At 74.1% G+C, this 13657-nt stretch carries 11 protein-coding genes; 6 read left to right on the top strand and 5 right to left on the bottom strand.

Features of this window, described 5'->3' with window-relative positions; all coding sequences use genetic code 11:
* Nucleotides 1-103: 103 nt before the first annotated feature.
* Both AB0F71_RS08025 and AB0F71_RS08020 read left to right on the top strand, forming a co-directional pair.
* Nucleotides 104-877 (top strand): SDR family oxidoreductase, encoded by a 774-nt coding sequence (locus tag AB0F71_RS08025; RefSeq protein WP_360229754.1) that lies wholly within the window; start codon nucleotides 104-106, stop codon nucleotides 875-877.
* Nucleotides 878-1141: 264 nt separating this feature from the next.
* The gene (locus tag AB0F71_RS08020; RefSeq protein ID WP_360229752.1) at nucleotides 1142-2974 is read left to right on the top strand and encodes an ABC transporter ATP-binding protein; all 1833 of its coding nucleotides are present in this window, start codon (nucleotides 1142-1144) and stop codon (nucleotides 2972-2974) included.
* 76 nt (nucleotides 2975-3050) lie between these two features.
* Here the strand turns inward: AB0F71_RS08020 and AB0F71_RS08015 are convergent, their stop codons facing one another.
* On the bottom strand, nucleotides 3051-3719 hold the full coding sequence (locus AB0F71_RS08015) for a lysophospholipid acyltransferase family protein (protein ID WP_360229750.1): 669 nt from the start codon (nucleotides 3717-3719) through the stop codon (nucleotides 3051-3053).
* Between the two features lie 176 nt (nucleotides 3720-3895).
* Here AB0F71_RS08015 and AB0F71_RS08010 point away from each other — a divergent pair, with 176 nt between their 5' ends.
* Complete coding sequence (locus tag AB0F71_RS08010; RefSeq protein WP_350504210.1) at nucleotides 3896-4108, top strand: EF-hand domain-containing protein; 213 nt, start codon at nucleotides 3896-3898, stop codon at nucleotides 4106-4108.
* A gap of 79 nt (nucleotides 4109-4187) precedes the next feature.
* Here AB0F71_RS08010 and AB0F71_RS08005 read toward each other — a convergent pair whose 3' ends face one another.
* On the bottom strand, nucleotides 4188-6443 hold the full coding sequence (locus AB0F71_RS08005; protein WP_360229748.1) for a bifunctional glycosyltransferase family 2 protein/CDP-glycerol:glycerophosphate glycerophosphotransferase: 2256 nt from the start codon (nucleotides 6441-6443) through the stop codon (nucleotides 4188-4190).
* A 784-nt stretch (nucleotides 6444-7227) separates the two neighbouring features.
* Here AB0F71_RS08005 and AB0F71_RS08000 point away from each other — a divergent pair.
* Both AB0F71_RS08000 and AB0F71_RS07995 read left to right on the top strand, forming a co-directional pair.
* Complete coding sequence (locus AB0F71_RS08000) at nucleotides 7228-7497, top strand: hypothetical protein (RefSeq protein ID WP_360229746.1); 270 nt, start codon at nucleotides 7228-7230, stop codon at nucleotides 7495-7497.
* Between the two features lie 226 nt (nucleotides 7498-7723).
* Nucleotides 7724-8179 carry a YjbQ family protein gene (locus tag AB0F71_RS07995; RefSeq protein WP_360229744.1) on the top strand — a complete coding sequence of 152 codons (456 nt, stop codon included), beginning with the start codon at nucleotides 7724-7726 and terminating at the stop codon, nucleotides 8177-8179.
* 73 nt (nucleotides 8180-8252) lie between these two features.
* Here the strand turns inward: AB0F71_RS07995 and AB0F71_RS07990 are convergent, their stop codons facing one another.
* Nucleotides 8253-8714: a DUF1990 domain-containing protein gene (locus AB0F71_RS07990; RefSeq protein WP_360229742.1), complete on the bottom strand. Its 462-nt coding sequence runs from the start codon at nucleotides 8712-8714 to the stop codon at nucleotides 8253-8255.
* A 202-nt stretch (nucleotides 8715-8916) separates the two neighbouring features.
* Between AB0F71_RS07990 and AB0F71_RS07985 the strand changes: the two genes are divergently transcribed.
* Nucleotides 8917-9180, top strand: a complete 264-nt coding sequence (locus AB0F71_RS07985) for a hypothetical protein (protein ID WP_360229971.1) — start codon at nucleotides 8917-8919, stop codon at nucleotides 9178-9180.
* A gap of 86 nt (nucleotides 9181-9266) precedes the next feature.
* Here the strand turns inward: AB0F71_RS07985 and AB0F71_RS07980 are convergent, their stop codons facing one another.
* Both AB0F71_RS07980 and AB0F71_RS07975 read right to left on the bottom strand, forming a co-directional pair.
* Nucleotides 9267-12311 carry an SMC family ATPase gene (locus AB0F71_RS07980; protein ID WP_360229740.1) on the bottom strand — a complete coding sequence of 1015 codons (3045 nt, stop codon included), beginning with the start codon at nucleotides 12309-12311 and terminating at the stop codon, nucleotides 9267-9269.
* Nucleotides 12308-13477, bottom strand: coding sequence for an exonuclease SbcCD subunit D (locus tag AB0F71_RS07975; RefSeq protein ID WP_360229738.1), 1170 nt, complete (start codon nucleotides 13475-13477; stop codon nucleotides 12308-12310). Before AB0F71_RS07975 ends, AB0F71_RS07980 begins: the two co-directional genes overlap by 4 nt.
* Nucleotides 13478-13657: the final 180 nt, after the last annotated feature.

Below are 13657 nucleotides of genomic sequence, written 5' to 3'. Positions count from 1 at the left end.
TCCGACACTACGAGCACGAACCGGTGCCTGCATCCGCACCTCGCTGAGCTGGGACGTTGCCCTGGGTGTGGGCGCGGCTGCGGTGAGTCGGTACGGTCTGGGCATGACCACAGCCTTGATCACCGGCGCGACCGCCGGCATCGGAGCCGCGTTCGCGCGCCGGCTCGCCCGTAGCGGCCACCGCCTCGTCCTGGTGGCCCGCGACACCGAGCGCCTGGAGCGGGCGAGCGCGAACCTGCAGCTCAAGTACGGCGCGGAGACGGAGGTGCTGACCGCCGACCTCGCCACCGACGAGGGCATCGCCGCCGTCGAGGCCCGGCTCGCGGACGCCTCCCGCCCGGTGGACCTCCTGATCAACAACGCCGGCTTCGGCAACAAGGGCGCCTTCGGGACCGTCCCGCTCCAGGACGAGCTGGACATGCTCAAGGTGCACATCGAGGCGATCCTGCGGCTGACCACGGCCGCCCTGCCGGGGATGCGCGAGCGCGGCCGGGGCGCGATCGTGAACGTCGCTTCCGTGGCGGCCTTCCTGCCGCGCGGCACGTACGGGGCGAGCAAGGCCTGGGTGGTCAGCTTCACCCAGGGCGTGCTGCGCGACCTCGGCGGGACGGGCGTGCGGATGATGGCGCTCTGCCCGGGCTTCACCCGGACCGAGTTCCACCAGCGGGCGGGCATGGGCACCGGCAACATCCCCTCCTGGTCCTGGCTCTCGGCCGAGCGGGTGGTGGACGAGGCGATGCGTGACCTCGCCCGCGGTCGCTCGGTGTCGGTGCCGGGCAAGCGCTACAAGCTGGCCGTGGCGGTCGCCCGGGTGCTGCCGTCCGGCAAGCTCGGCGGCCTGTCCTCGAAGGCGGCGCGCACGTACCGCACGGACTGAGACGGCTGCACGGACCGGGACGGCGGGACCAACCGCGACGGCGGGACCAACCGCGACGGCGGGATGAACTGAGACGGCCGGACCGAGGCGGCCGGACGGAGCCGACTCCAGCGCGAGGGATTAGAGCCACCCTGAGGGAATAGAGCCATCCTCACTATTAGCTTGCCTAACTATGAGCTACTCTCGCTATGCTGGTGTCCGTCCGGCCGCCGCACCCCCGTCCGCGCCCGCACCCCGGCGCGCCCGACCCAGGGAGGCCCGTACTTGAGGCCCGCCATCAACTGGACCCCGCCCGAACGCGCCGAGGGCGCCCCCCGCCCGCCGGCCCAGTGGCGCCGCATCCTCGCGCTCTTCCGCCCGTACCGGGGCCGGCTCGCCACGGTGGGGCTGCTGGTCGCCGCCTCCGCCGTGGTGTCCGTCGTCTCTCCGTTCCTGCTCAAGGCCGTGCTGGACACCGCCATCCCGCAGGGCCGCACCGGGCTGCTCAGCCTGCTCGCGCTGGGGATGATCCTCACCGCCGTGGTGAACAGCGTCTTCAACGTGCTGCAGACGCTGATCTCCACCACCGTCGGCCAGCGCGTCATGCACGATCTGCGCACCTCCGTCTACGGCCACCTGCAACGGCAGTCGCTGGCCTTCTTCACCCGCACCCGCACCGGCGAGGTGCAGTCCCGGATCGCCAACGACATCGGCGGCATGCAGTCCACGGTGACCTCCACCGCGACCAGCCTGGTCTCCAACCTCACCGCCGTGGTCGCCTCGATCGTCGCCATGGTCGCCCTCGACTGGCGGCTGACGGTCGTCTCGCTGGTCCTGCTCCCGCTGTTCGTCTGGATCAGCCGCCGGGTCGGCCAGGAGCGCAAGAAGATCACCACCGAGCGGCAGAAGCAGCTGGCCGCGATGAGTTCGGCGGTCCAGGAGTCGCTGTCGGTCAGCGGCATCCTGCTCGGCCGCACCATGGGCCGTTCCGACTCGCTGGCCCGGGAGTTCACCGAGCAGTCCGACCAGCTCGCCGACCTCGAGGTGCGTTCCAGCATGGCCGGGCGCTGGCGGATGAACACCATCATGATCGTGATGGCCGCGATGCCCGCGCTGATCTACTGGGCGGCCGGACTGACCTCCGCCGCCGGTGCGCCGATCGTCTCGGTCGGCACCCTGGTCGCCTTCGTCACCCTCCAGCAGGGCCTGTTCCGCCCGACCGTCAGCCTGCTCTCCACCGGCGTGGACGTGCAGACCTCGCTCGCGCTCTTCCAGCGCATCTTCGAGTACCTCGACCTGCCGGTGGAGATCGCCGAACCGCCGCACCCGGTCACCCTGGCCGACATCCGCGGCGAGGTCCGCTTCGAGGCCGTCGACTTCCGCTACGACCCCGAGCAGGAGCGCCCCACCCTGGACGGCGTCGAGCTCAAGGTCCCGGCCGGGACGTCCCTGGCCGTCGTCGGCGAGACCGGCTCGGGCAAGACCACCCTGAGCTACCTGGTGCCGCGGCTGTACGACGTCACCGGCGGCCGGGTCACCCTGGACGGCGTGGACGTGCGCGAGCTGTCCTTCGACACCCTGGCCCGCGCGGTCGGCGTGGTCTCCCAGGAGACCTACCTCTTCCACGCCTCGGTCGCCGAGAACCTACGCTTCGCCAAGCCCGGCGCCAGCGACGCCGAACTGGTCGAGGCCGCCCGGGCCGCGCAGATCCACGACACCATCTCCGCCCTCCCGGACGGCTACGACACCCTGGTCGGCGAACGCGGCTACCGCTTCTCCGGCGGCGAGAAGCAGCGCCTCGCGCTCGCCCGCACCATCCTGCGCAACCCGCCCGTACTGATCCTGGACGAGGCCACCAGCGCGCTCGACAACCGCACCGAGCACGCCGTCCAGCAGGCCGTGGACACCCTGGCCGCCGGCCGGACCACCATCACCATCGCGCACCGGCTCTCCACCGTCCGCTCCGCCGACCAGATCGCCGTCCTGGACCGCGGCCGGGTGGTCGAACTCGGCACCCACGAGGAGCTGGTGGAACTGGACGGACGGTACGCGGCGCTGCTGCGCCGGGAGACGCCGGAGGCGGCGTCCCTGACGGACGCCGCCCTCGGTCACGCGTAGTCGTACCGGCCGCGCGTAGTCGTACCGGTCACGGGTAGTCGTGCCGACCGCGCGGGGCGCCTACGGCGCTCGGCGCTCAGGCCGCCTTCGGCACCTCGTTGTAGCTCTCCACGACCTCCTGGCCGGAGAGCCGCTGGATCGCCGTCATCACCTCGTCGGTCACCTGGCGACGGGCCTTCAACGAACGGGCCTGCCCGTGCAACTCGTCGAAGTGCAGCGGTTCGCCGAAGCGGACGGTCACCTTCTTGATCCGCGGCAGCCGCTTGCCCACCGGCAGGATCTGCTCCGGGCCCTCCAGGGCCACCGGGACGACCGGGACGCCCGCCGTCAGCGCGAGCCAGGCCACGCCCGTCTTGCCCCGGTAGAGCCGGCCATCCAGCGACCGGGTGCCCTCCGGGTAGATGCCGAAGGCCTTGCCGTCCTCCAGGATCTCCAGCGCCGACTCCAGCGAGGCCTGGGCGGAGCGGTAGGTACCGCGCTCGACCGGAACCGCGCCGATCGACTCGAAGAAGCCCTTGGAGATCCGGCCCTTGAGCCCGGTGCCGGTGAAGTACTCGGCCTTGGCGAGGAAGTGGACCCGGCGCGGGGCGGTGAGCGGGATCACCACGCTGTCGATGAACGACAGGTGGTTGCTGGCGAGGATCACCCCGCCCTTGCGCGGCACGTTCTCGATGCCCTCGATGGCCGGACGCCAGATCCCCCGTGAAAGAGGTTTCAGCACCAGCCTGGTGGCGAGGTCGAGCACGGGTTCCCTCCCTGGACGAACGACCGCCCCGGAGGAGTCCGGGCCAGCAATCAGACCCGCAGACTACGACACCCACCCGGGCGCCCGTCCACTCCCGCCGACCGTGGCGAACACCACGGCCGGGTAGGGTACGGCCGTCCGAACCGAGCAAGACTTTGCAGTACCCAGGAGGAACGATGGAGAGCGTCGAGGCCATCAAGGAGATGTTCGACCGTTTCGACAAGAACGGCGACGGCAAGATCACCCCGGCCGAGTACGCGCTGGCCGCCAACGAGATGGGCGACCACAGCGTCACCATCTCGATGGCCGAGGCACTGATCCACGCGATGGACACCCGTCACCAGGGCTACCTGGACTTCGAGGAGTTCCTGGCCGCCCGCCAGCGCTGAGCCCGAGCGGACGGGGCCGGTCGCCGTACCGGCGGCACCGGTCCCGTCCGCAGGCCCCGTCGTTCGTCCTGCTTTGCCGTTAGTTCTGCAGCCCGTCCGTCGGGGCCGTCGGGGCCGTCGGGGCCGTCGGCGCCACCGGGAACACCCGCCGCACCACCCGCTCCGCCGCCCCACCGTCGTCCCAGACGCAGAACCGCTCCCGAAACCGCTTCCGCGCCTCCGGCTCCGGATCGCCCGCGCGCAGCGCCCGCGCCAGCCCCGCCACGTCGACCGTGACCGCGCCCGGCGGCTGCGCGAACAGGTCGAAGTACACCCCGCGTTCGCGCTGGTACTCCTCCCAGTCCGGAGCGAATATGACGACCGGTCGGTCCAGCACCGCGTAGTCGAACATCATCGACGAGTAGTCCGTCACCAGCGCGTCCGCCGCCAGGTAGAGGTCCTCGACCACCGGGTGCGCCGACACGTCCACGATCTCCGCCGCGTCCTCATCGGCCGTCAGGTCGCCCGGGCCGTCGGCGTGGAAGTAGTGGGTGCGCACCAGCAGCGTGAACCGCGGGCCCAGCAGCCGGGCCAGCTCCGCCACGTCCAGCAGCGGCACGTAGCCGCCCTTGCCGCCGCGGTGGGTGGGCGCGTACAGCACCGCCGTGGTGCCGGGCCGCAGGCCCAGCCGCTCGCGCATGGCCCGGACCTCCGCCGGGGTGGCGTTGGCCAGCCGGTCGTTGCGCGGGTAGCCGGTGTCCAGCATCTCGTAGCGGCCCGGGAAGGCCCGGGCGAAGTGCTCGCTGGTGTGCGGGTTGGAGGAGACCAGGAAGTCCCAGCGGTCGACGGCCTCCTGGAGCCGGTCGAAGTCCATCCCCTCGGCGGCGGCCTCGGGGCGGCCCCGCAGGTCCATCCCCATCGCTTTGAGCGGGGTGCCGTGCTGGGTCTGGATGTGCACCGTGCCCGGCCGCTTCGCCATCGTGCGCGGGAAGTTGACGTTGTTCACGAAGTACTTCGCGGTCGCCATCGCCTTGAGGTACGCCGGGGTGTTGACGATCACGTACGGGACGCCGTGCGGCATCGCGTCGGCCTGCCGGCGGTTCTCCACCACCCACACGCCGCGGATCTGCGGGGCGAGTTCCTTCGCCTTCTCGTAGATCGCCGCCGGGTTGCACGCGTAACCCCGGTGCCAGTACGCGGCGTAGACCGCCAGGTGCTCGTCCAGGGGCAGGCGGCGGAACGCGTTGTACGCCGTGAACCGGGCGCCGCTGCGCACGCCCTTCTTCACCGCGGGGGCCACCGCCCGCGCCCCGCGCTTGAGTTCGCGCGGCAGGCGGCCGGTGCGGCGCAGTTCGGCGTAGGCGATCCGGGCGCCGCGCGCGGCCAGCCGGTACTGCACGCCGCGCACCCCGCCGGGGAAGCGGTAGTCGGCCGGGCGGTGGCGCTCGAAGTGCACGGCGATCCGGTGGAAGTAGTCCCGCCGCCGGTCGACCGGGACCAGCCCGGGGGTGTCGTAGACGTTCAGCGCCTGGCGGACGGTCCGGTCGAAGACCAGGGTGCGCAGCGACGGCGGGACGGGCCGGCCGGGGCCGTCCGGGAGCTCGCACCGGTCCAGGAAGGCGAAGATGGCGTCGTACTGGGCGAACACGTCGGCGTGCTTGGGGGAGGCGGTGGCGGTGATCGCGCCGTCCCGGCCGCGCCGGTAGTTGTAGCAGGGACGGTCGAGGTAGCGCAGCCGACCGGCGGCCAGCAGCGCGGGGTAGGTGACCGAGATGTCCTCGTAGTAGCCGCGGCCGAAGGAGACCCCGAGGCCCTCCAGGAACGCGCGGCGGAACACCTTGTTCCACACCGACATCACGGTCTGGAACAGCGCCGGGTGCTCGGCCACCGTGCAGCCCTCGACCAGCGGGGAGCCGACCAGCACGTGCCGCCAGGGGTTGGGCTCGCTCCCGCCGTCCGGGTAGACGTGGGTGAAGTCGGTGAGCAGCACGTCGGCGGGTGCCTCGCGGCGGCGCTCCTGCGCCAGCTCGTCCAGGATCACGCCGACCGTCCGCTCGGGCAGCCAGTCGTCGCTGTCCACGAACCAGACGTACTCGCCGCGCACCTGCGGCAGGGCGGCGGCCCGGGCGCCGCCGAGGCCCTGGTTCTCGGTGAGGTGCATCACGCGCAGCCGGGGGTCGCGGGCGGCGTAGGCGTCCAGGATCGCGCCGGAGCCGTCGGGGGAGAGGTCGTCGACCGCGATGACCTCGAAGCGGGTCTCGGCGGCGGGGGTCTCGCCGAGGATCGAGTCGAGGCAGCGCGGCAGGTACCGCTCCACGCCGTGGACCGGGAGCACGATGCTGAGGAGGAGGGACACGCTGGCCGAGTCTACCGATCCACGCAGTGCGACCTGCGGGGACGTCCGGTCGGACGGGACGGGGCGGCCACGGGGTGGCCGAGGGGTGGGGCGGGCCCCGGACGAGGGCTGATCACCGGTCCGGGACCGCCGGTGCCTGGCCCCGGAACGGGGTGGCACCGGCAGTCTGGTGGCGGCCGGGCCGACCCTCTACGGCCGGCCGCCGGTCCGGGCACCCTACGGGCCTGGTCACCGCAGCGTCGAGGTGACCGGGCAGTGGCCCGCGGGAGCCGGAGTTCGATCGAGTCGCTTCACGACTCGAACACGCACCTGAGTGCGGTGCGGGCACCGGTGCGTTCCTCAGATATTGCTTGGAGGATCGACGCGAGTCAATCCCTCGAATGTGTTCACTTCATGAAGCGGCTTGCCGGAGGTCGCCCACCCCCGATGGTGATCGTTTTGTCGACCTTGCGACTGTCCCCTATATGGGAGCGATTCGTCGACACCGCGGGAGTGCCTGCCGCACGCCCGCCAGCCGCCGTTCGGCCGCCCGCCCGCGCCCGTCCGCGCCCGGCGCACAGTGCGCGGACGGGCGCCGGGGTCGCGCCTCCTGGCCCTGGTGACGGATGGCGGGTCGTGCACCACCATTGATGCCTAGTCGTGACCGCCCGAGCTGCCCCTGGTGCATCGTCAGTTGACGCCGCACGGTACGGTGGCACAACACCGAGGACGGTTGCGCGAAGGCCGTCCCTCACGGATAGTCTTCGCCTCACGGCCCTGGCGCCTCGTAGGGGTGGGAAAACTGATGGAACACATGCAAGTGCGGACTCGGCCCCGTGTGCCGGCGATCCAGTGCGGTGTCGGCGCGACCGGCCGTCGGATCGAGCGACACCTGGCCGTGCTCGGCGCGCCCGCGCTCCCGGCGGTGGACACCGCCGAGGCGCTCGGGTTGATAAGGGAGCTGACGCCGCGCGGCGCCGACACCCCGGCGGCGGCCCGCCGTCGCCACACCCGGGTCTCGCTGCTGGCGCCGCTGCGCCGGCTGCGCCGCAGCCTCTTCGGCGGGCGCGGCTGAGACTCTCTGGCAAGGCCCGGGGCCTCGGCCCGGGACCGGCTTCACCAACGACCCGACGGACCACCGGATCACCGGCCCGTCGGGTCTTCGGCGTATCCGGAGGCCGGGACGGAGCCGGGGCCACCCCATTGGTCTGAGCCTTTCACTCTATGCGAGCCCGCCGTCCCGGCGTGGGCAGTCGGCGAGGCAGTACGTCCGACCGGTCGGCCTGGGTCAGGATGGCGCCATGGCGGACAACAACCACTCCACGTCAACCGGGGCGACCGGGTCCTTCCAGACCACCACCCTGGAGATCACCACCGGCAACCGCGAGGTCGCGCTGGACATCACCGACCGCTGCGCCGCGTTCCTCGACGAGCGGGCCCCCGGGCGGGACGGGCTGCTCAACGTCTTCGTCCCGCACGCCACCGCGGGGATCGCCGTCCTGGAGACCGGTTCGGGCAGCGACGACGACTTCCTCGCCACCCTGCGCGAACTGCTCCCGGCGGACGACCGCTGGCGCCACCGGCACGGCAGCCCCGGCCACGGACGGGACCACGTGGTGCCCGGCCTGGTCGCCCCGCACGCCACCCTCCCGGTGCTCGGTGGTCAACTGGCCCTCGGCGTCTGGCAGTCCGTGGTGCTGATCGACACCAACGGCGACAACCCGCGCCGCACCGTCCGGCTGTCCTTCCTGGGTTGAGTCACGGGCTGAGTCACGAGCTGGGTCATGAGCTGGGCCACGAGCCGAGCCGCGAGCTGGGCCACGAGCCGAGCTACGCGACGTGGCCGGCCACGGCCGCGAGGTAGCGCTCGATCGCCAGGTACTGGCAGAGCAGCGCGACAGGCCGGCCCAGCCGGGCGTACCAGGCGGACAACCGGGAGAACGCGGCCAGCTCGAACCACACCTCGCCGTCGGCGTCCATCGACACCAGGAACGACTCCTCCCCGCACTCCGGGTGCCCCGGCAGCGTCCCGTACGCGAACCCGATCCGGTCCGGCTCGGCCACCGTCCACACCACCCGGCAGGGGATCACCAGCCTCGGCCACCGGCTGCCCGGCGGGCTCAGCCGCAGCAGCACGGTGGCCCCGTCACGGACCGGCCCGCCCGGGTACACCGCGAACCCGGTCCCCAACTGGCTGCCCCACCCGAGCACGTACCGCCCGGCCCGCTCCAGCACCTCGGGCCCCCGCCCGAGGTGCACCCGCCGGCGCAGGTGTGCGTACCCCTTCGGCAACCGCCCACCCCGGGTCGCACCCACCTCCGCGTACGTCGGCCCACTCGCCCGGGCAGCCCGCAACCGCCGCTGGAGGTCCCCGGACCCACGAACCCTGCCGACCGCGCCACCCGCGCCCACCGTGCCAACCATGCTGGTCACGCTAGCCCCAGGCCGCAGGCACGCCTTGCGGCGGGGTGGCGGCGGGGAGTAGGAAGGCGGCATGAGTGAGACCAGGACGGACGGCGGTGGGGTGGACGGCACCGGGGCGGACGGCGCCGGGGTGGACGGGGACGCGGCGGTCTGCGGGCCGGTGCCGGTGGGGGCCACGGAGGCGGCGCTGCGGGAGGACCCGGGGGCGGAGGGGCCGCGGGCCGACTGCGTGCTGTGCGGTGAGCCGACGGTGCTGCCCGCCGATCAGCCGGGCAGCACCCTGTGCCCGACCTGTGCGTGGCAGCAGGCCCAGCGGATCGCCTGTTCGGGCTGAGCGGGCCGGCTGGGCTCGGTGGGGCTGGGCGGGCTGGCTGGCTGAGCCGGATGGGCTGGGCGCCCTGATGCGGTGCGGCGCGTGCGTCAGGCGTCCTCCCGGCCGGCCAGGGCGAGGGTGGAGCCGTGGCGGCCCTTGCGGACCAGGAGCTGGGCCGGGATGCGGCTGCGCAGGTCGGCGACGTGGCTGACGATGCCGACGGCGCGGTCCCGTTCGCGCAGGCCGTCGAGGACGTCCATCACCTCCTCCAGGGACTGCTCGTCCAGGGTGCCGAAGCCCTCGTCGATGAAGAGGGTGTCCAGCGGCATCCCGCCGGCCTCGTCGGTGACCACGTCGGCCAGGCCGAGGGCGAGGGAGAGCGAGGCGAAGAAGCTCTCGCCGCCGGAGAGGGTGGCGGTGTCCCGCTCGGTGCCCGTCCAGGCGTCGACGACGCGCAGGGCCAGGCCGGAGCGCTTGTTGCCGGTGCCGCGGTCGTCGCTGTGGACCAGGGTGTAGCGGCCGCCGGACATCCGGACCAGCCGGTCGCTGGCCGCCGCCGCGACCTGCTCCAGGCGGGCCGCGAGCACGTACGACTCCAGCCGCATCCGCAGCCGGTTCTCGGTGGAGGTGCCGGCGGCCAGCGCGGCGAGCCGGTTGATCCGCCCGTAGCGCTCCAGGGCAGGGGCGAGTTCGGCGGCCAGTTCGTCCAGTCGGTGCCCGATCTCGGCGAGTGCCGCGCAGCGCTCCCGGGCGGCCGACCGGGCGGCGTGCGCCCGGCCGAGGCGGTCGGTGGCGGCGGTCAGCGCGGCCGCGGCGGCGGGCAGGTCGACCGGCGGACGGGCGGCGGCCTCGGCCAGTTCGGGCAGCGCCAACTCGTGCCGGACGGCGGCGGACTCCGCGCGGTGCCGCTCCAGCCGGGCCTCCAAGCGGTCCCGCTCCTCCCGGGGCAGCAGGACGGCGAGCGCGGCCCCGGCGTCCGGGAAGCCCGCCGCCGCGGCGGCCTTGCCGAGTTCCTCCTCGGCCCCGTCGAGGCGCTCCCGCGCCTCCGACGTCGCCCGCGCGGACCCGGCCACCGCGGCGACCGCCTCGGCGAGCCGGCCCAGCGTCGCGGCCCGGTCGGCGACCGAGGCGGCCGTGCCGCGCGCGGCCGACACCCTGGCGGTCAGCGCCCGCTGCTCGTCCGCCAGGGCCTGCAGCCGGTCGGTGAGGACGGCGGCGCGCTCCTTGGCCTCGTGCAGTTCGTCCAGCCGACGGGTGCGGTCCTGCGACAGCCGGGCGATCTCCCGGCCGACCCGGCCGAGCGCCTCCGCCTCGTGCAGCGCGGTGCGGTGCTCCTGCTCGAGCTCGGCGAGCGACCGCGCGAGCGCGTCCGCGGCCTCGGGGCCGGCCGCACCGGCGGCCGTCGCCTCGCGCACCCGCAGCGCGGTCAGCGCCTGGTCGGCCTCGCCCCAGGCCCGTTCGGCGGCGGCCTGCGCCCGACCGGCCCGCTCCTCGTCCTCGGCGCTCACCCGACCGCCCGCGGCGGCCTCGGCGGGCGCCGGGTGCTCGGCGGAGCCGCAGACCCGGCAGGCCTCGCCCGGGCGTAGCTGCTCGGCCAGTTCGGCGGCCATGCCGGCCAGCCGGCGGTCCCGCAGGTCCAGGCCCCACTCGCGGGCGTCCAACGCGGCCGTGCGCAGCTCGGCGACCCTCGGCTCGGCCGCCGCGATCTCGACCCGCAGGCCGTCCCGCTCCCGGGCCGCGGCCAGGCGGGTGGTCAACTCGGCGCGCTGCCCGTCCAGTTGCTCGACCCGGGCGCTCGCCGTCCGGGCCCGCTCCTGCTGCTCCTCCAGGCGGCCCAACTCGCCGTCGAACTCGGCCAGCCAGTCCTCGGCCTCCTCGGCCCGCTCCTCGGCGCCGCGCCGCTCCCCGGCCAGGGCGAGCTGCTCACGGGCGAGTTCGGCGCAGCGCCGCTCCTCCACCCGGGCCGTCTCCAGCCGGACCACCTCGGCGCGCAGCCGCAGCTCCGCCTCGGCCAGCTCGGTGGCACCGGCCTCGGCCCCGGCCGGGACGTGCTCCGCGATCCCGGTACGGGCCAGCGCCTCCCGGCGCCGCTGCTCCGTCTCCCGGGCGCGACCGAGTGCCTCGGCCGCGCTCTCCCGCAGGCGCAGCGCGGACTCCACGCCGACCGCCTCCTGGGCGGCCGCGAGCCGCTGCCGGTCCCGCGCGGCGGCCGGCTCGAAGGCGGCCAGCCGGTCGGCCTCGGCCAGCGCCTCCCGGTGCCGGCGCTGGCGGGCGGCGAGCTCCTCGGCGCCTTCGCGCCCGTGCTGGGCGGCCCGGTGCGCCGCCTCGGCGCCCGCGAGTGCGGCCTCGGCGACGGCGAGCTGCTCGGCCGCGCCGCTGCGCAGGATCGCGGCCCAGCCGAGCAGTCCGGGGGCGAGGTCGGCGTCGTCGTCCTCGGCCGGCACCCACGCCCCGGCGGGTTCGGCCCCGGGACCGGCGGCCTGCTCGGCCTTGCTGGCGAGGTCCCGCAGGCGTCGGCGTCCGGCCTGGACGGCCGTCTCCTGGGCGCGGCGCCGGTCGGCGAGCCAGGCCTCGACGTGCCCGTAGCGCTCGGTGTCGAAGAGGCGGCGCAGCAGCTTGCCGCGCTCCTCGGAGTCCCCCTTGAGGAAGCGGGCGAAGTCGCCCTGCGGCAGCAGCACCACCTGGCAGAACTGTTCCCGGCTCATGCCGATCAGCCGGTGGATCTCCTCCCCGGCCTCCTGGTGCGACTTGCTGACCGGCCGCCAGCCGGGGGCGCCGTCGCCCGCGTCGGCGGCCCACTCGCGCAGCAGGGTCTGCGGCCGCTCGACGGTGGTGCCGGTGCCGACCTTCTTCGGCCTGCGCTGCTCGGGCAGCCGGGTGATCTGCAGCCGCCGCCCGCCCAGCGTCAGCTCCAGCTCGACCTGGGTCAGCCGTGTGGGGTCGGCGTGGTCGCTGCGCAGCCGGTTGGCCCGGCGGGCGTTCGGAGTCTCGCCGTACAGGGCGAAGCAGACCGCGTCCAGCACGCTGCTCTTGCCCGCGCCCGTCGCCCCGCGCAGCAGGAACAGTCCGCCGGCGGCGAGCGCGTCGAAGTCCACCGTCTCGCTGCCCGCGAACGGGCCGAAGGCGGTGACGGTGAGCCGGTGCAGCCTCATCGGGGCAGGTCCGCCTTCCGGTCGGCGTCCGTGCGGACGTGCTCGAAGCCCTCGCGCAGCCAGCCGAGCTCGTCCGGCTCCGGCTCGGCCCCGGGGCGGACGTGCCGCAGGAAGCCCTCGGCGATCTCCAAGTCCCCCCGGCCGCTGACCCGGGAGGCGTACGAACGGGACGGCTCGGCGCCGCCGTCCTCGGGGTCGAACAGCAGCTGGAGGGTGTGCGGGAAGCGGCGGCGCAGCTGCTCCATCGGCTCGCTCGGGCGGGCGGCGTCGGTGAGCGTGACCTGTACCCAGGACTGCTCGTGCTCGGTGTGCTGCTCGTCGGTGAGCAGCTCGGCGAGGGTGCCGCGCAGGGTGGCGAGGGGTCGGGGCCGGGGGCAGTCGACCCGCTCGGCCGTCACCGCGCCGTCGGCGGCGAGGTCGACCAGCCACATGGTCTTGCGCTGGCGCGCCTCGGAGAAGGAGTAGGCCAGCGGGGAGCCGCTGTACCGCAGGTGCGGGGCGAGGGTCTGGCAGCCGTGGAGGTGGCCGAGCGCGGCGTAGTGCACCCCGTCGAACACCGAGGCGGGGACGGCGGCGACCCCGCCGACGGCGATGTCCCGCTCGCTGTCGCTGGCTGCTGCGCCGGTGACGAAGGCGTGCGCGAGCACCACCGCCCGCGTCCCCTCGGGGCGGGCCGCCAGGTCGGCCCGGACCTGCTCCATCGCCGCACCGAGCACCGCCGCGTGCCCGCCCTTGGCGAGCCCGAACCGCTCGCGGACCAGGGTCGGCTCCAGGTAGGGCAGCCCGTACACCGCCACCGGGCCGTGCTCGTCCGCCAGCAGGACGGGCTCGGCGCACTCGCCCGGGTCCGTCCGCAGGTGGATCCCGGCGCGCCCGATCAGGCCGGCGCCGACCCCGAGGCGGCGGGCCGAGTCGTGGTTGCCGCTGATGAAGACCGTCGGGACCTGGAGCTCCGCCAGCCGGTGCAGCACGTCGTCGAACAGCGCGACCGCGTCCAGGCTCGGCAGCGCCCGGTCGTACACGTCCCCGGCGACCAGCACGGCGTCCACGCCCTCGGACCGGACCACGTCCACGAGGTGGTCCAGGAAGGCGCGCTGGGCGTCGTGCAGGCTCTCCCGGTGGAAGGAGCGCCCGAGATGCCAGTCGGAGGTATGCAGCAGTCGCATGGTCCCCGACCCTAACGCCCGGCACTGACAATCCCGGCCTGCTCAGTGGCCACGGGGGCCGCCCGGTGGACGGGCGGTGAGTGCATGGTGGGCGAGGGGCTCATTTTTGCCCCTTGCTGTGCTGCGAGGGACGGCTTAGGGGTAAATATTTCTCCTTCGAGGAGTCCCGGGCGCCAGTGT

It is taken from the genome of Kitasatospora sp. NPDC028055 (assembly GCF_040637885.1).
Lineage (GTDB): Bacteria > Actinomycetota > Actinomycetes > Streptomycetales > Streptomycetaceae > Kitasatospora.
Note: the sequence above shows the minus strand (reverse complement) of the source record. Positions and strands in the feature narration are given on the sequence as shown.